Source organism: Candidatus Zixiibacteriota bacterium, from assembly GCA_036397555.1.
Classification (GTDB): Bacteria; Zixibacteria; MSB-5A5; order WJJR01; family WJJR01; genus DATKYL01.
This window is the reverse complement of record DASWIS010000008.1, coordinates 753,175-770,913: the sequence shown is the minus strand read 5'-3', so window position 1 is coordinate 770,913 and position 17,739 is coordinate 753,175. Positions and strand designations below refer to the sequence as shown.

Genomic DNA, 17,739 nt, shown 5'->3' with positions numbered 1-17,739 from the left:
GTCACAGGGAATCACTGTTTACAGAGTCTCTGGCAGATTCAGCAGCTTCAAACCGGTTTCGTCATCGTAGACGCGGTCGATGCGCTGATCGACGAACGTCAGGTAGAACTCCCCGGTCACCGCGATGCTCGCCTCGAACAAATGACCGGAGATGGCTTTCATGTCCGGACCGGAGATCACAACATGCGCATGCAGGCGCGGGTTGCCGTCGTCGTAAGAGAGATTGCCGGTGAGACTGACCAGTTCGTATTCGTCGTTGTACTCGAAACGGTCATATTCCCGCGTGTCGGCATGAAAGTAACCGAGTGCGACTTTGGTCACTGCACCCAGGCCGGTTACCGATCCCGCACCGATGTCCATGGCCTTCATGAATCGGGTCAGCGAGGCATGGATCTCCTCGCCCTTCTTCAGGCGGATGACATATCCGGACGACGTTCTGCGAAAATACATTTCGTGCCCTCATTGTTTATCGATCGCCGGTGCGCGTCGATGCGGTGACCCAGCGCAGATACTCTTCCGATCCTTCGATCACCGGCAGCACGAGCACTTCGGGACATTCATACGACGAGAATCCTTTGATCGTGCCCTGCACCTGATCGACGAGGAGCCAGCGGGTTTTGATGATCAGCAGTACCTCAGATGACGTTTCGACTTTGCCCTTCCAGCGATAGACCGATGTAATCTTGTCGACGATATTGACACAGGCCGCCGCCCGATCGGCGATGAGGCGCCGGGCGATGGTGTCCGCCTCGCGCCTGGATTTCGCGGTCGACAGCACAACGGCGAATTCGGGATTAGCCATTCACCATCGCTCCGGCCGTGACATCGGCGGATTGCCCCAAACGCGATTGATACAGCGGGAAGTTGCGGCACATCGCCCTGACGTCATCGGCGACAGCGCGCTCGACGCCATCATCGCCGAGATGGTGGATGATTCGGTCGATCCAGTCGGCGATCTGCACCATTTCCTTCACGCCCATTCCCCGCGTGGTCACCGCCGGAGTGCCGATGCGGATCCCGGAGGTGACCAATGGTTTTTCCGGATCGAATGGGACGGCGTTTTTGTTGACCGTGATCGCGGCGCGATCCAATGCTTCTTCGACCTGCTTGCCGGTGATTCCGGTTCCGACGAAGGAAACGAGCATGAGGTGGGTATCAGTGCCGCCGGAGACGATGTGATGACCGTGGGACTGTAAACGCTCTGCCATGGCCCTGGCATTGGCCACGATCTGTCGCTGGTAGTCCGCAAACGACGGTTCCAATGCTTCTTTGAATGCGACCGCCTTGGCGGCAATAACGTGCATGAGCGGCCCGCCCTGCAGGCCGGGCATGACCGTACGGTCGAGGTCCTTCTTGTACTGGCTCTTGCACATGACCATGCCGCCGCGCGGCCCGCGCAGGGTCTTGTGCGTGGTGGTGGTGACGAAATCGGCATACGGCACCGGCGACGGGTGCAGCCCCGCGACAATCAATCCGGCGATGTGGGCGATATCGACCATCAGGAACGCCCCGCAGGCATCGGCCGCTTCGCGGAATCGCCGGAAGTCCAGCGTGCGCGGATACGCCGAAGCCCCCGCGACAATCATCTTGGGCGTCACGTCGCGGGCCCGCGCGATCAATGACTCGTAATCGATCGTCTCGTTATCCTGACGAACCCCGTAGTCGTGAACCTCAAAGAGAAATCCCGAAAAGTTCAGGGGATGGCCGTGGGTGAGATGCCCGCCGTGCGCGAGATTGAGCCCGAGGATGCGGTCACCGGGTCGCAGCACGGCCAGGTAGGCAGCCATGTTCGCCTGCGATCCGGAGTGCGGCTGAACATTGACATGGTCGGCCCCGAAGAGGGCTTTAGCGCGCTCACGCGCCAGATTTTCGGCCTGATCGACGAATTGGCAGCCGCCATAGTAACGCCGTCCCGGATACCCCTCGGCGTACTTGTTGGTCATCACGCTGCCGAGCGCCTCCAGGACTGCCTCCGAGACAAAGTTCTCCGAGGCGATCAATTCGAGTTGTTCGGCTTCGCGGCGGGTCTCGCCGATGACCGCCGCGTAGACTTCGGGATCAAACTGGGAGAGTGCGCTCACGGCAATACCTCGCTTCGTACCGGCTGCTACGGTTTCGAGATACGACGCCGCGGAGTCGAAAGCAAGCCGGGTGTCGAAGATTGCGGGCCAAGGACACGGCGCCCTTATTGACAACCCGCGACAACAGCCGATTGTCAGGAGCCCGACACAGAGAGCACCGAGTCATTCGGGGCAGTTTGACGCGCCATGTTTCTGAATCATATCTGTAGAGAAAGATAGACGTATCGAAGTCAGCGCACGGCGTGTGCCGGAGCGACCTTTTCGGGCTTGGTCATCTCGACCGGCGTCAGCCATCCGTAGGTGTCGGGCTGGCTCCCGGTGAGAATCCCGAAGTAGCGGTCCTGCAGCTTGCGCGTGATGGGTCCGCGGACGCCCTTGCCGATGGGAATGCGGTCGACCGACGAGATCGGCGTGATTTCGGCAGCGGAACCGGTAAAGAAGACTTCGTCGGCGAGATAGAGCGCCTCGCGCGGGACTTCTTCCTCGATGACGCTGATGCCCATATCCTGCGCCAGCGTGATGACGGTGTTGCGGGTAATGCCGGGAAGTATTGACGAGCCGAACGACGGGGTGAGCAAAACGCCATTGCGCACCAGGAAAATGTTTTCGCCGGATCCTTCCGAGACATGTCCATAGGGATCCAGCGCGATGCCTTCGACATATCCGTGGGCCAATGCTTCCATCTTGATCAATTGCGAGTTCATGTAATTGGCGCCGGTCTTGGCCATCGCGGGGAATGTGTTCGGCGCCATACGGTGCCACGAGGACACACAGACATCGACACCCTTTTCGAGCGCATCGCTGCCGAGATACTTCCCCCATTTCCAGACGGCAATCGCGATCTCGATGGGGCACTTGGCGGGGTGCACGCCGAGCGTGTCATAGCCCCGGTAGACGACCGGACGGATGTAACATTCTTCGATCCGATTGATCCGGATCAAATCGATGATGGCCTGATTGATCTGGTCGGGGGTGTAGTCCAACTCCATGCGGTAAATCTTCATGGAGTTGTAGAGCCGCTTGGTGTGATCATCGAGACGAAAGATTGCCGGTCCCTTGTTGGTTCGGTAGCAGCGCAGCCCCTCGAACACAGACGAGCCGTAATGGACCACGTGCGACAGGACATGAATGCGTGCATCGTCCCAATCGACGAAGCGTCCGTTCATCCAGATCTTATCGACCTTTTCCATGCTCATAGCGGGCACCATCCCACGACGCGGCACTGCGTGATCCGGTCGTCATAAGTAAAGATCGGATCAAACCCGGAACAATCGATTTTGAGCCATGATCCCGCCCTGTATGTCAGGGAGTCCGGAGCCCCGGAAGGGTCGGGCGGCTAAGCTTCCGTCTCACTCTCGAGCAGTCCCGCCGATTCCCGGAGCAGATGGCGGGCGATGACAATGCGTTGGATCTCGGAGGTTCCCTCGCCGATCTCGCAGAGCTTGACATCGCGCCAGTGACGTTCGACGCGGTTTTCGGCCAGCAGCCCATAGCCCCCGAGGACCTGGATCGCGGTATCGGCACAAAACCGTCCTGTTTCAGAGGCGTGCAGCTTGGCCATCGCCGATTGCCGCGCGTAGGGTTGGCCACTGTCCTTCAGAAACGCCGCGTGGTAGACCAAGTGACGCGATGCTTCGATCTGCGTGGCCATATCGGCAAGCTTGAACTGGATCGCCTGAAAATCGGCGATCGGCCGGCCGAATTGCACACGCTGCCGGGCGTACTTGACGGCGATGTCGTATGCGCCCTGTGCCAAACCGAGCGCCATCGCGCCGATCGAGATGCGTCCGGCATCGAGCGTCTGCATGAACTGCCGAAACCCGTTGCCGTCGGGGCCGAGCATGGCATCGGCGGGGAGTCGGACATTATCGAAATGAAGTGTCGAGGTGTCGGAGCCGCGGAGTCCGAGTTTTTTTTCTTTCTTGCCGACGGAAAAACCGGGCGTGCTTTTATGCAAAAGAAACGATGAGATGCCGCGCGCGCCGATTCCCGGCTGCGTGACCGCGGTGCAGATGATCCACTCGGCAAAATGACCATTGGTGATGAAACACTTGCTGCCGTTGATGACCCATTTGTCGCCATCGCGGACGCCGGTCGTCTTCGTGCCGGCGGCATCGGAGCCCGCTTCCGGTTCGGTCAGGCCGAAGACGACGACATGCCCTTGTGTGCCGACTCCGGGGAGCACGCGCTGTTTTTGTTCGGGCGAGCCGAACATGTCGATCGGGGCAACACCCAGCGAGTTGGCGGCGGCGACCGTGATGCCGGTCGAACCGCAGATGCGGCTGAGTTCTTCGACGACGACCGCGTACGAGAGCGTGTCATAGGCCGGGCCGCCGTATTCCGCGGGGCACAACAGCGAGAGCAGTTGGCGCTGACGCAGCATCTCATAGAGTGCGGGATTGAAATCGGAGTGGGTGTCCATCCAGTCGGCGGCAGGAGCAACTTCCTGCTCGGAGAATGCGCGGATATCCCGCCGGACCTCTTCGGCCCGGCAACTCCACCAGTGACCCTGGCTACTGAGAGAGGATGGCGCGTGAGATGACAATACGCTGTGCCTCCGATGTGCCTTCGTAGATGGTGGTCACGCGAGCATCGCGGAAATAGCGTTCCACCGGGTACTCGACCATGTATCCGTAGCCGCCGTGTATCTGCAGGGCCTCATTGGCAACCCAGTTGGCCGATTCGGATGCGAAGACTTTGGCTTCGGCTGCCTCACGGGCAAATGGTTTATCCGCGGCCTGGAGACGCACCGCGCGGTCCAGCAGCAGCCGGGAGGCATCGAGCTTGATGCGCATATCGGCGAGTTTGAAGGCGATGGCCTGAAACTCGGCGATCGGGCGCCCGAATTGTCTGCGTTCGCGCGCGTATTGCCGCGCTGCCGCGAATGCCGCCTCGCCGATGCCGAGGGCCTGCGCCGCGACACCGAGGCGTCCATGTGCAAGCTGCGACAGCGCAATCTTATAACCGGCGCCCTCCTCACCGAGACGGCTGCCGGCTGGGACCCGCGCATCGCAAAACGAAATCGAGCGCGTATCCGATGCGCGTAAACCGAGCTTTCGTTCCGGCTTGCCGATGCCGATGCCGGCTGTGTCGGAGGCCACGACAAACGCGCTGATCCCCTTAGACCCGGCGTCGAGATCGGTCGATGCGAAGACTACGATGAACTTCGCCAGGGAAGCATTTGTCACGAAGCACTTTTCACCATTGAGAACATACTCGTTACCCGAGCGCCGGGCCGAAGCGCGCAGCGATCCGGCATCGGTGCCCGCCCCCGGTTCGGTCAGTGCGTAGGCGCTCAGGGCGCCATCCACCAGTTGGGGGAGCCATGCTTTCTTTTGGTCTTCCGTCCCGTGGTTTTTGATTGCGCCGCAGACCAGCGCATTCTGGACCGAGATGGTAATCGCCAGGCCAGCGCAGGCGCGGGCGAATTCTTCGATCACCAGCGTGTAGGCGATCGGGTCGCAATCCATGCCGCCGTAGGATTCGGGCACACGCAACCCGAAGTACCCCAATTGCGCCATCTCGGAAAACACGTCGTCGGGAATGGCGCCGTCGTGATCGAACTGCTCGGCGCGCGGCACAACTCGCCGCTGACAGAACTCGCGCGCCGCATCACGCAAAACCCGTTGCTCGTCGGTCAGTGAGTCGTCAAACACGTGCGTGTCCTATGATTCCAGTTCGATGGCCAGTGCCAGGGCGTTGCCGCCGCCGAGACAGAGAGTCGCCAATCCGGTCTTCAGACCACGGTCTTTCAATGCGTAAATCAGTGTCGTCAGGATGCGGGCGCCGGAGGCGCCAATGGGATGCCCCAGAGCGATCGCGCCGCCATTGACATTGACGCGGTTCCAGTCCCAGCCCAGTTCGCGTCCGTCGGCGATGCATTGCACCGCGAATGCCTCGTTGGCTTCGATCAGGTCGAAGTGGTCGATGCCCACGTTCATTTTCTGACACAGCTTCCGGACGGCGTCGATGGGCGCATAGAAGAGCAGTTCGGGATCGGTGCCGGCGGCGGCATAATCGACGATCCGCGCCAGCGGTTTGTGTCCGCCCGACTCGGCCGCTTTGCGCGACGCGACGACTACGGCGCTGGCGCCGTCATTGAGACCGGGCGCATTCCCGGCGGTGACGGTGCCGTCCTTTTCGAACGCGGGACGCAGCTTTGCCAGCGATGCCACTGTCGTATCCGGTCGCGGGCACTCATCCTTCTCGAAGACGACGGGGTCTCCTTTGCGCTGCGCAATGGAGACCGGCACGATCTGGGCTTTGAAGGCGCAACCGGTCACTGCAGCGACCGCTTTCGCATGTGACTGTGCGGCGTATTCATCCTGCTCGCCACGGCTGATGTTCGATTTGCGGGCGGTCAACTCAGCGGCGCTGCCCATGTGAAAATCATTGAACGAATCCCACAGACCGTCCAGGACCATCGTGTCTTTCAATGTCTGATCGCCGAAGCGCAACCCCTTCTTGGCTCCGTGCAATACGAACGGCGTATTCGACATCGACTCCATGCCGCCGGCCACTATCAGGTTTTGATCGCCGGCGCGGATCGATTGCGCCGCCAGCATCACGGCCTTCAGGCCGGAGCCGCAGACTTTGTTGATCGTCATGCAGGGTACGCCGGAGGGAATCCCGCCATGGATCGCCGCCTGACGCGCCGGCGCCTGACCCGACCCGGCCTGCACGACCTGTCCCATGATGACTTCATCGATCGTCTGTGAATCGACACCGCTGCGCGACACCGCCTCCCTGACGACCAGCGCGCCCATTTGCGTCGCGGTCAACGGCGACAGACCGCCCTGATATGCGCCGATCGCGGTCCGGCAGGCGGACAGTATTACAGCGTCGTTGGGTTTCTTGTCGGCCATGGCATTCTCCTATGACACGTGCCCCAGATCAGTCTTTCTGCCAAGAGCTCACGCCAGCGTCCTGACGGCCTCGGCAACATCAAAGGCGCATTCGGTGCGCTGCCGCAATGCCTCCAAGTCGATCTCATCGGCTTTCTCAACGAGCGTCAACCCATCCGCATCAACATCGAAGACACATAACTCGGTGATAATGCGATGGACCACCCGTTTTCCCGTCAACGGCAGGTTGCAGGCTTCCAGAATCTTCGGCGCGCCGTCTTTGGCGTTGTGGGTCATGGTGACGATGACCCGTTTGGCGCCGGCGACCAGATCCATGGCGCCGCCCATCCCCTTGACCATTTTGCCGGGGATCATCCAGTTGGCCAGATCGCCGAGGCGCGACACCTGCATCGCGCCGAGGATGGTCGCGTCGACATGCCCGCCGCGAATCATGGCGAACGAATCGGCCGAGGAGAAATATGAGGTTCCCGGCATCTCGCTGATGGTCTGCTTACCGGCGTTGATCAAATCGGGGTCCTCTTCGTGCTCATACGGAAACGGTCCGATTCCGAGCATGCCATTTTCCGACTGCAAGGTGATGGTCATCCCATCGGGAATATAATTGGACACCAAAGTCGGCATGCCGATGCCCAGGTTGACGATGAAACCATCCTGCAGTTCGCGCGCGGCGCGGCGAACGATCCGTTCCTGAAGATTGACAGCCATCATCGGTTATGAACGCGGACGCGTGGTCCGTTGTTCGATTCGTTTTTCGAAGCGGTCCCCCCGAAACACATAGTCGACGAAGATACCCGGCGTGTGGATGTGATCGGGATCGAGCGCGCCGGTCTCCACGATGTTCTCGACTTCCGCGATGGTCACGCGCCCCGCGGTTGCCATCATCGGGTTGAAATTGCGGGCGGTTTTGCGATACACGAGATTGCCGATGCGGTCGGCGGTGTGCGCCTTGACGATGGCAAGGTCGGCGGTCAGCCCATATTCCATGAGATATTCGCGGCCGTTAAAGGTGCGCGTTTCCTTGGCTTCGGCGACTTGTGTGCCGACCCCGGTCGGAGTATAAAACGCGATAACTCCCGCTCCGCCCGCACGGATGCGTTCGGCAAATGTTCCTTGCGGAACAAACTCGACATCCAGGACACCCTCGAGAAATTGCCTGGCGAACAGGTCGTTTTCGCCGACGTATGTCGAGACCATTTTCCTGATTTGTCGCGATTGGAGCAGCAGTCCCAGCCCGAAATCGTCGACACCGGCGTTGTTGGAGATGACGGTGAGGTCTTTGACGCCGGCGTCGCGGATCGCGGCGATGCAATGCTCGGGAATGCCGCAGAGTCCGAACCCGCCCGCCATAATGGTCATGCCGTCGCGCAGTCCCGCCTTTTTGAGGGCTTCTGCGGCAGTGGCGACGACTTTGCTCATGGCGCGGATGCGGCCTCCCGGAGGCAGCCGATCAAGATACGGGCGCTGCTGGCAAGGATCAACCTCTGCGGCGTCGCGGTCATCACTCCTCGCCGGGCCGTTCGGATAATTCGATCAATACACCGTTCGTTCCCGACGGGTGCAGGAAGGCGATGCGGTCGTTTTCCGCCCCGGGACGGGGCAGCTTGTCGATCAAAGCAAACCCGTCCTTTGCCAGCTCCGCCAATCGCGCTTCGATGTCGTCGACACGCAGACAGACATGGTGCAGGCCGGGGCCGTGTTGGGCAAGGAAGCGTCCGACCGGGGAGTCCGGAGCGGTCGCGGACAACAGCTCGATCATGGCGCCGTTGCCAAACCGTATGAACGCGATTTCGACTTTCTGTGCGGGCATGAGCTTGCGGTCGGCGAGTCGTCCGCCGAAGGTGTCGCACCACAGCCGGCATGCCGCGTCGATATCGTCGACCGCGATTCCCACATGGGCGATGCACTTTGAGCGGATAGTCGTCATCGTGAAGCTACCGGGCGTTGTCTCTGCCGTATTCGCCCCACACACCGCGCAGCGTATCGGAGATCTCGCCGAGCGTGCAGTGTGCTTCGACGCACTCGACGATGCGCGGCATCAGGTGATCGGCGTTGCGCGCGCCCGACTCCAGACCGGCCAGGGCAACGCTTGCGGCCCGGTCGTTTCGGCCCGCGCGGTGAGCCCGGAGCCGTTCGCCCTGGGCGTGTTCCAGCGCCGGGTCGGAGTGCGCGAATTTCGGCGGGGCCGCATCGCCATGTTTTTGAAACTTGTTGACGCCGATGACGATGCGATCCCCCGATTCGATCTCGCGTTGATATTGCGCCGCCGATTGTTCGATCGCGCGCGCGAAGAACCCGCTTTCAACGGCAGCGACCGCCCCGCCCAGCCCGTCGATCTTCGTCAGATACTCCCGCGCCCGTCTCTCGAGCTCGTCGCAGAGCGTTTCGAGATAATAGGAGCCCGCCAACGGATCGACGGTGGCGGTCGCGCCGGACTCATATCCGATCACCTGCTGTGTGCGCAGCGCCAACTCGGCCGATTCGGCTGTCGGCAGCGCCAGCGCTTCATCGTAAGCATTGGTGTGCAGGGACTGGGTCCCGCCCAACACGGCCGAGAGTGCCTGCAGTGTGACGCGCGGGACATTGACCAGCGGCTGCTGCGCGGTCAATGTCGAGCCGGCGGTCTGTGTGTGAAAGCGAAAGCGCATCGATTCGGCTTTCCGTGCGCCGAAACGTTTCTTCATGATCGCCGCCCACATCCGCCGCGCGCAGCGGAACTTGGCGACCTCCTCGAAGAAGTCGTTGTGGGCATTCAGGAAAAATGAGAGCCGCGGCGCGAAGGCGTCGACATCCAGTCCGGCCGACAACGCGTTGTCGACATACGCAATGCCATTGGCCAGCGTGAATGCCAGCTCTTGCGCGGCGGTCGAACCGGCTTCGCGGATGTGATAGCCGGAGATGGAAATCGGATTCCACCTCGGCAGGTGATCGTGGCAGTACCGAATCGTGTCGGCAATCAGGCGCATCGACGGCTTCGGCGGATAGATGTACGTGCCGCGCGCAATGTATTCCTTGAGAATGTCGTTTTGGATCGTACCCGACAACGACTCCAGCGCAATGCCGCGCTTCCGTGCAACGGCCACGACCAACGCCAGCAGGATTGCGGCGGTGGCATTGATCGTCATCGAGATGGAGACTTTGTCCAAGGGGATCCGGTCGAGGAGAATCTCCATGTCCCAGAGGCCGCTGATGGCGACACCGGTGCGTCCGACTTCACCGGAGGCGAATGCGTGATCGGAGTCGTATCCCATCTGCGTGGGCAAGTCGAAGGCAATCGACAACCCGGTCTGGCCCTGCTCCAAAAGGTAGCGATAGCGACGGTTGGACTCTTCGGCGGTGCCATACCCGGCGTACTGGCGCATGGTCCACAACCGTTGCGTGTACATCGCCGGATAGACACCGCGCGTGAACGGGAACTCGCCGGGACGACCCAGTGCGTGTTCGGGAGCAAACCCTGACGGCAGGGAATCATACAGCGGCCGGACCGGGATACCGGAGGTCGTTTCGCGCTGCCGGGGATCAGAGCCCATAGAGTGAACCGTGTGAGACTGAAGTCACTATACAATTACAGCCAGCGCCGCGCCGGCTTCGACCGCCACGCCGACGGCGGTGTTGATCGACTGGACGGTACCGGTGCGCGGGGCTTTGACATCGTTTTCCATCTTCATTGCTTCCAGTACAAACAGACGTTCTCCGGCTGTGACCTGCCGCCCGGCTTCGACCAGCACTTTGACGACCAGTCCGGGCATGGGCGCTTTGACGACCGATGGGCCGGATGGCTGCGCCATGATCCCGGCACGCCGCTGCAAGTCGGCCCGATGCTCATCGAGCACGCGGCATTGGTACCGGTGGCCGGCATAGGTCAGAACGACGAATTGATCGTCACCGGATTCGATGCGAAAGTCATGCGAGCGACCGTCGAGAATGACCAGCAGGTTTTGTCCGCCGGCATCGAGCCAGACATGGGTCGAGTCGGCGGGCTTGTTGTCGAGGGAGACATCAGCGCCGTGTGAGTGAAGCTCCACGCGGTGCCGTCGCGATCCAGTGTCGACAATGTATGCTCTCATTCGGTCACAACCCTTCCGGCAACGAACCGACCGGCCAGCGGGCGGTCGCTTCGTGACGCCCACGTGTCAGCCAACGGGACCCGACGGGCATCGTGGGCGAGGCGCCGACTGTGCGTGAATGCCGTTCGCTCTGGCGGCAAACATAGAGCGTGGCCGCCAGCGCAATGGCGCGGCTCAGTGACTCATCGGGCGCGCCGGACTCTAAGTCCGCGTTGAAATGTTTGGCGATGAAGTCGGTCGTCGTGTGACCGTCGATAAACTCTTGCAGACGGAGCACATCGCGGTGAAACCCGATCGTCGTGGCGACGCCACCGATGAGGTACTCCTCCAGTGCCGCGGCAGCGCGGGCAATTGCCTCGGCACGGTCGCGTCCCCAGACCACGAGCTTGGATATCATCGGATCATAATGAACTGAAATCTCCGATCCCTGATAGACACCTGAATCAACGCGCACACCCGGTCCATCCGGCTCGCGATAGACCGAGAGCACGCCGGGCGAGGGCAGGAAGTTGTTTTGCGGATCCTCGGCATAGATGCGGAATTCAATGGCATGTCCGAATGGCGCGGCCGACAAATCCGGGGGCGTCCAGCCGTCCGGCGAGGCGATCCGGAACTGTTCCATGACCAGATCCAGCCCGGTGACGGCTTCGGTGACCGGGTGCTCGACTTGCAGCCGCGTGTTCATTTCCAGAAAGTAGAAGTTGCGCTGGTCGTCGACAAGAAACTCGACGGTCCCGGCGCCGACGTACCCGCATCCCTGGGCCGCCGCCACCGCCGCGGCGCACATTCTCTCGCGAAGTTCTTTGGTCATCAGAGGCGAGGGTGACTCTTCGATCACCTTTTGGTGGCGACGTTGGATCGAGCATTCGCGCTCGCCCAACGCGACGGTTCGAGCGTCCGGCCCGCCGAGAATTTGAATCTCGATATGGTGTGAACCGACGATGCACTTTTCCCAGAACATCCGTCCATCGCCGAACGCCTTTTGCGCTTCGCGTGACGCGCCTTCGAATGCCGTCTGCCACTCGTCGGGTGAGGAGACAAGCCGCATTCCTTTGCCGCCGCCGCCGGCGACGGCCTTCAACAGGATCGGGAAGCCCGCCGACTGTGCTTCGCGCAATGCGCTTTGCACATCGCCGATCGGCCCATCGGAGCCGGGGACGACCGGGACATTGGACGTCTGCATCAGTTTGCGGGCGGCGACTTTGTCTCCCATCAAGGCGATGGCTGACGGCGGCGGACCGATCCAGACGAGCCCTTCCTTCTGCACTCGTTCGGCGAATGCCGCGTTTTCCGAGAGGAAACCGTAGCCGGGATGAATGGCATCGGCACTGGCTTGATGCGCCGTGGCGATAATGCGGTCAACGTTCAGATAGCTTTCGCCGGGGCTGGCCGGGCCGATGGCATAGGCGAAATCAGCCATACGTACATGGAGTCCGGCACGGTCGGCCTCGGAGAACACTGCGACCGACTCGATCCGCGCGCGACGGCAGGCGCGGATGATCCGCACCGCGATTTCTCCGCGGTTGGCGATGAGGACACGTCGCATCATGTTCGATGGGCCCCTTCCCGCCGCTACAGAGGGATGTTGCCGTGCTTTTTCGGCGGATTGGTGTCGCGCTTGGTGGACAACAATTCCAGCGCGCGGATCAGCTTAAAACGCGTTTCCGCCGGTTCGATCACATCGTCGAGATAACCGTATTGGGCGGCGATGTATGGATTGGCGAACTTGGCGCGGTACTCTTCGGTGAGACGCTCGGTTTCGGCGACCGAATCGGCGGCTTCGGCGATCTGGTGGCGAAAGATGATTTCGGCCGCGCCCCTGGGACCCATGACCGCCACTTCGGCCGTCGGCCAAGCGACATTATAGTCGCCGCGCACATGTTTGGAATTCATGACGTCGTACGCACCGCCATAGGCCTTGCGTGTGATCACGGTCACCTTGGGAACGGTCGCCTCGCAGAATGCATAGAGCAGTTTGGCGCCATGCTTGATGATGCCGCCGTGCTCCTGCGCCACACCGGGCAGGAAACCGGGCACGTCCTCGAAGACCACCAGTGGAATGTTGAAGCAATCGCAGAAGCGGACAAACCGCGCGCCCTTGAGCGATGAAGCGATGTCCAACACCCCTGCCAGAACGGCGGGTTGATTGGCAACGATCCCGACCGACCGTCCCGACAAACGCGCGAAACCGATCACGATGTTGCCGGCGTAGTCGGGCTGCAACTCGAAGAAGTCGCCGTCGTCGACAATGCGGGTGATCGCGTCTTTGATATCGTAGGGCTTCTGCGGATCGACGGGGACCAGCGAATCAAGCTCGGCATCGGCACGGTCGACCGGATCGTCGCAGGTCCGTCGCGGCGGGTCATCGAGATTATTCTGCGGAAGAAAGCTCATCAGCCGCCGGGTCATCAGGATCGCCTCGGCATCGTTGCGGCCGACCAGATGTGCAATCCCGCTTTTTTGCGAATGAACCGACGCGCCGCCGAGTCCCTCCTGATCGATGTCCTCGTGAGTGACGGTCTTGACCACGTTGGGGCCGGTGACAAACATGTAGGAGGTCCCCTGCGCCATAATGACAAAATCGGTGATCGCGGGCGAGTACACGGCGCCGCCCGCGCACGGGCCGAGGATGAGCGATATCTGCGGGATCACGCCGGAGTAGAGCGTGTTGCGCAGAAAGATGTCGGCGTAGCCGCCGAGCGAGACGACGCCCTCCTGGATGCGCGCGCCGCCGGAATCATTCAGGCCGATGACCGGCGCGCCGGTGCGCACGGCAAGGTCCATGATCTTGCAAATCTTGCGCGCGTGGCCCTCGGCGAGCGATCCGCCGAAAACTGTGAAGTCCTGACTGAACACGAACACCACTCGCCCTTCGATCCGTCCGGATCCGGTCACGACCCCGTCCCCAAGCGGACGCTGCGTGTCGAGGCCGAAGTCGGTCGAACGGTGCGTCACGAACCGATCGGTCTCTTCGAAGCTGCCCTCATCGACCAGCAGCTCAATGCGTTCGCGCGCCAACAGCTTGCCCTTGGCGTGCTGCGATTCTTCGCGTCGGGCGCCGCCGGGCGAGACGGCCTGCTGGCGCATCTGGTTCAGACGATCGCTGGGCGAGTGATGGGTCATCTGACGACGGGGACCGGGACGCTGTCGACCGGCGCGGCATCCATCCGCTTCTCGTGGCGCACGATGCGGGCCATCATCACTTCCGTATCGTGGCAGATCCCTAAGACAGTGTCGGTATCGCAACATTCCGACAACAGCGCGCGTTTGGCCTTCATCGTATCGACCGGGTACAGATCGAGCGCCGACACCCAGGGCTCCTTCAGATGGAAACGGGTCGGCACAATGTCCGCATAGTAGAAAAAGCGATCATCGGCCGATGTCACGCGAACTCCCTGGTGTCCGCGCGTGTGTCCACCTGTTTTCGCGACGCTGATGCCGTGCATGACCTGCTGGTCGCCCTGCAGTAATGTCAGGCGCCCGGAGTCCATCAGGCGTGTGAAGCGTTCGATGTGATAGACGGGGGCAGACCGTTCGTCGGGGTGCATCGCATCATCCCATTCATCGGACTGGACAAAATGCTGCGCCCGGGGAAATCGCAGATCCGGCCGGTCGGGATGTCCGGCAAATACGCCGTTGGAATGGTCGGTGTGCAGATGGGTGAGGATGACGTGGGTGATCTCATCGACGGACAGCCCCAGTGCGGCCAGTGAATCCTCGAGTGTCGATTCGCCTAACGGTGCGTAGATTTTGCGATCCATCGGGGCCAGGCAATTGCCGAGTCCCGAGTCGAGCAGGACATTGGCATCGCCGGTCCGGACGAGGAAGACATTGGCGCGCATCGGCACGCGGTTCTCTTCATCCGGCGTAATCTTGCGGCTCCACAACAGTCGCGGCACGACCCCGAACATGGAGCCACCGTCCATGCCGAAGCGGCGTTCCTCGATGGCGACGACCTGCCAGTCGCCGACCGAAATGGTCTCGACGCGCGGACTGCTCATGGGTCCTGCCCCGCCCGACCGGCCATTTCAACGCAGCAGCGATCCGGCGATAACGAGACGTTGAATCTCCGAGGTACCTTCGTAAATCTCGGTGATGCGTTGGTCGCGGTAGAGCTTTTCGATGATTGAGAATTCGCCGATGTAACCATAGCCGGCGTGAATCTGCATGGCGCGGTCGACGCAGAAGTTTGCGGTCTCGGCGGCGTAAAGCTTGGCCATCGAGGCGTCGAGCGTGTACTTGACGTCCTTGTCTTTGAGTTGTGCCGCGCGGTACACCAGCCCGCGTGTCGCCTCGACGCGGGTCTGCATGTCGGCGATCATCCACTGGATCGCCTGAAATCCGGCCAATGGCTGGCCGAAGACCTGCCGTTTTTTGGCATACTCGACCGATTCATGCAGCGCGCGTTCGGCCATGCCCAGTCCCTGCGCGGCGACGCCGATCCGCGCGGAGTCGAGGGTGGTCATTGCATAGCGGAATCCCTTGTTGCGTTCGCCCAGCATCGCGCTTTGCGGCACACGGACGTCTTTGAACCAGACGCGACCGGTCGTGGCGGCGCGCATGCCCATCTTGTATCGCAGCGGCTCCTTGCGGATGCCGTTGTTGCCTTTGTCCTCGATGATCCACGCCGAGACTTTGTCGCGCACTCCGGGTTCGTTGACTTTGCCGAAGACGACGAACAAGTCGGCCACGTCGCCGTGCATGATAAAAATCTTCTCGCCGTTGATGATGTGATCGTTGCCGTCGATGACCGCCTCGGTCTGCTGGTTGGATGCATCGGAACCCGCATTTGGCTCGGTCAGGGCGAAGGCGGGAATAATTTCGCCGGTCACGCACTTGGGAACATATTTCTTCTTTTGTTCCTCGCTGCCGTGGTTGACGATCGGCTCGATGGCGAGGACGGCGACTTCAGTTAAAAGTCCTGATGGCGCATCCCAGAAGTTAAGCTCTTCGCAGAGCGTGGTGTATTCGATGCACGACTTGCCGAGCCCGCCGTATTCTTTCGGCAGCGGGTACCCGATGAACCCCTGCGCCGCCAGCTTGCGGTAGTAGTCGAAGGGAAACGCCTGCGGTTCGGGACGCCGGTCCAGCTCCATGGCGAACGGCACAATCTCTTTTTGGGCATATTCGGCCACCATGTCCCTGATTGCCTGTTGACGGTCATCGACGTTAAATCGATTCATTCATCCTCTCCCTGTCATGTTCGGGGTCGTGTCCGGAGCAATGTTATTGTGCCCCAAGGGGAAAATCAAGCCGACCCGCCTGATGTCTGGCTCCGGCGGGCGATTTTGTCAGCGATGAGTTCGCAGCGACTGCGGTGGGTTCTGCGAGATGTGGTTTACATGACCGGCTCTTCGCGTCGGCGCGGGGCGGTCGTGCGGATGTACTCGATGATATCACGGGTGTCGGTGCCGGGGCCGAAGAGCTTGCCGATGCCTTTGGCCTCCAGTTCGGCGGCTTCCTGATCGGGGATGATCCCGCCGCCGAACAGGTGGATGTCGCCCGCACCCTTTTCCTTGAGAAGCCGTTGGACCTCGGGGAAGAGCGTCATGTGCGCGCCCGAGAGGATACTCAGACCGACAAAGTTCACGTCTTCCTGAACCGCCGCCTCGGCGATCATTTCGGGAGTCTGGCGCAGACCGGTGTAGATCACCTCAAATCCGGCATCGCGTAGTGCGGCCGCGATTACTTTGATTCCACGGTCGTGGCCATCGAGGCCGGGCTTGGCGAGGAGGACGCGGATTTTGCCGGGCATTGTCAGACGATCCTTTCGTCGCTCTGTTTATACGACGGGCTGACTGCCGGTCGATGGCTCGGTGTTGTCAAAATACTCCGCCAGCCAGCCACGCCGTCCGACCGAGTAAAAGACCAGCGCCGCGATCTTCTGACGGTCGTCGGGGAATCCCGGCGGAATCGGAAACGGCGTGGCGATGTTGAGCAGGTGCGTGTCGAGCAGATGCCGCACATAGGCCGACATGTACTCGGGGCTTTGGTCGCGGAACGGTTCTTCGCCGGGCGTCCAGATGCGCGTGATGCGCGCGCCCGCGGCGGGGATGCGATGGTAGTTGGTCATGAACACCAACTGTCCGGTCCAACTGCGGCGAAAATACAGATGCGGCCCGATGCAGTCGATGCGCCAGAGATCCTCGGTGACCTGCGGACAGAGTCCGTCCTCGATTTGGTCGGCTTCGTCGGCATCGAAATCCCAATCGACATCGACCAGCCAGGCATTGGGCGGTGAGTTGCCTTGCAGTTCGCTGCCGTCGGAATGCGTGATCTCGATGAACTTGTCCATGACCTCGGAGGCGGGTGTGGCCAGTTGCACGCCGAGCGCCACCGCGCGACAGTCGAGCACACGCCGTCCGGTCGGTGAGGATTCACCGTCGAGCCAGCGAACCGTCGGCATCGGGAGTTCCGACTCCCCGAGTACACGTCCGCCCTCGGTCTTATCAGCGCGTCTGGAACGGATGTGCCAGACAGCGAAGATCGCGCCGCACACGATCACTCCGGCGACGAATGCGCCGACCATCGGCAGCCAGTTCATGGCTTGCTCCGAGATGTTCAGTCCGTCAATAGGCATGGTTTATCAGAGTTACCTCTGGGGGTCAGCCCGAGGGCTGACCCGCACAACAATCATCTTTCCCTCACCCTAACCCTCTCACTTTCGGCTGCGCTCAAGACCTTCGGCCACAGGGAGAGGGGAACTGAATCCTCTCCCATTGGGAACAG

The 17,739-nt window shown here is 61.3% G+C and carries 18 protein-coding genes; all 18 read right to left on the bottom strand.

Annotated features, from left to right (window positions below; translation table 11 throughout):
- Positions 1-18 precede the first annotated feature (18 nt).
- The 18 genes from VGB22_04970 to VGB22_04885 all read right to left on the bottom strand — a co-directional run bounded on the left by VGB22_04970 (position 19) and on the right by VGB22_04885 (position 17,590).
- Complete coding sequence (locus VGB22_04970; GenBank protein HEX9750623.1) at positions 19-450, bottom strand: PPC domain-containing DNA-binding protein; 432 nt, start codon at positions 448-450, stop codon at positions 19-21.
- A gap of 16 nt (positions 451-466) precedes the next feature.
- Entirely contained in the window at positions 467-802 is a 336-nt protein-coding gene (cutA, locus tag VGB22_04965; protein ID HEX9750622.1) for a divalent-cation tolerance protein CutA, read from the bottom strand.
- Positions 795-2,081: a serine hydroxymethyltransferase gene (gene glyA, locus VGB22_04960; GenBank protein HEX9750621.1), complete on the bottom strand. Its 1,287-nt coding sequence runs from the start codon at positions 2,079-2,081 to the stop codon at positions 795-797. Before glyA ends, cutA begins: the two co-directional genes overlap by 8 nt.
- Before the next feature lie 230 nt (positions 2,082-2,311).
- Positions 2,312-3,277 carry a branched-chain amino acid transaminase gene (locus tag VGB22_04955; protein ID HEX9750620.1) on the bottom strand — a complete coding sequence of 322 codons (966 nt, stop codon included), beginning with the start codon at positions 3,275-3,277 and terminating at the stop codon, positions 2,312-2,314.
- 140 nt (positions 3,278-3,417) lie between these two features.
- Entirely contained in the window at positions 3,418-4,626 is a 1,209-nt protein-coding gene (locus tag VGB22_04950) for an acyl-CoA dehydrogenase family protein (GenBank protein HEX9750619.1), read from the bottom strand.
- Positions 4,595-5,737, bottom strand: coding sequence for an acyl-CoA dehydrogenase family protein (locus VGB22_04945; protein ID HEX9750618.1), 1,143 nt, complete (start codon positions 5,735-5,737; stop codon positions 4,595-4,597). The genes VGB22_04950 and VGB22_04945 overlap by 32 nt, the downstream gene beginning before the upstream one ends.
- 9 nt (positions 5,738-5,746) lie before the next feature.
- Positions 5,747-6,946: an acetyl-CoA C-acetyltransferase gene (locus VGB22_04940; protein ID HEX9750617.1), complete on the bottom strand. Its 1,200-nt coding sequence runs from the start codon at positions 6,944-6,946 to the stop codon at positions 5,747-5,749.
- 48 nt (positions 6,947-6,994) lie between these two features.
- Positions 6,995-7,654, bottom strand: a complete 660-nt coding sequence (locus VGB22_04935; GenBank protein ID HEX9750616.1) for a CoA transferase subunit B — start codon at positions 7,652-7,654, stop codon at positions 6,995-6,997.
- A gap of 3 nt (positions 7,655-7,657) precedes the next feature.
- On the bottom strand, positions 7,658-8,362 hold the full coding sequence (locus VGB22_04930; GenBank protein HEX9750615.1) for a CoA transferase subunit A: 705 nt from the start codon (positions 8,360-8,362) through the stop codon (positions 7,658-7,660).
- An 82-nt stretch (positions 8,363-8,444) separates the two neighbouring features.
- Positions 8,445-8,870 carry a methylmalonyl-CoA epimerase gene (gene mce / locus VGB22_04925; protein HEX9750614.1) on the bottom strand — a complete coding sequence of 142 codons (426 nt, stop codon included), beginning with the start codon at positions 8,868-8,870 and terminating at the stop codon, positions 8,445-8,447.
- Between the two features lie 7 nt (positions 8,871-8,877).
- Positions 8,878-10,473: a methylmalonyl-CoA mutase family protein gene (locus tag VGB22_04920; protein HEX9750613.1), complete on the bottom strand. Its 1,596-nt coding sequence runs from the start codon at positions 10,471-10,473 to the stop codon at positions 8,878-8,880.
- A 27-nt stretch (positions 10,474-10,500) separates the two neighbouring features.
- Positions 10,501-11,010 (bottom strand): biotin/lipoyl-containing protein, encoded by a 510-nt coding sequence (locus VGB22_04915; protein HEX9750612.1) that lies wholly within the window; start codon positions 11,008-11,010, stop codon positions 10,501-10,503.
- A 4-nt stretch (positions 11,011-11,014) separates the two neighbouring features.
- Positions 11,015-12,559 (bottom strand): acetyl-CoA carboxylase biotin carboxylase subunit, encoded by a 1,545-nt coding sequence (locus VGB22_04910; protein ID HEX9750611.1) that lies wholly within the window; start codon positions 12,557-12,559, stop codon positions 11,015-11,017.
- A 23-nt stretch (positions 12,560-12,582) separates the two neighbouring features.
- The gene (locus VGB22_04905; protein ID HEX9750610.1) at positions 12,583-14,133 is read right to left on the bottom strand and encodes an acyl-CoA carboxylase subunit beta; all 1,551 of its coding nucleotides are present in this window, start codon (positions 14,131-14,133) and stop codon (positions 12,583-12,585) included.
- The gene (locus VGB22_04900) at positions 14,130-15,011 is read right to left on the bottom strand and encodes an MBL fold metallo-hydrolase (GenBank protein HEX9750609.1); all 882 of its coding nucleotides are present in this window, start codon (positions 15,009-15,011) and stop codon (positions 14,130-14,132) included. Before VGB22_04900 ends, VGB22_04905 begins: the two co-directional genes overlap by 4 nt.
- A gap of 27 nt (positions 15,012-15,038) precedes the next feature.
- The gene (locus VGB22_04895) at positions 15,039-16,193 is read right to left on the bottom strand and encodes an acyl-CoA dehydrogenase family protein (protein ID HEX9750608.1); all 1,155 of its coding nucleotides are present in this window, start codon (positions 16,191-16,193) and stop codon (positions 15,039-15,041) included.
- A gap of 155 nt (positions 16,194-16,348) precedes the next feature.
- Positions 16,349-16,765, bottom strand: a complete 417-nt coding sequence (locus VGB22_04890) for a cobalamin B12-binding domain-containing protein (protein HEX9750607.1) — start codon at positions 16,763-16,765, stop codon at positions 16,349-16,351.
- A gap of 27 nt (positions 16,766-16,792) precedes the next feature.
- The gene (locus VGB22_04885) at positions 16,793-17,590 is read right to left on the bottom strand and encodes a hypothetical protein (GenBank protein HEX9750606.1); all 798 of its coding nucleotides are present in this window, start codon (positions 17,588-17,590) and stop codon (positions 16,793-16,795) included.
- Between the last annotated feature and the right edge of the window lie 149 nt (positions 17,591-17,739).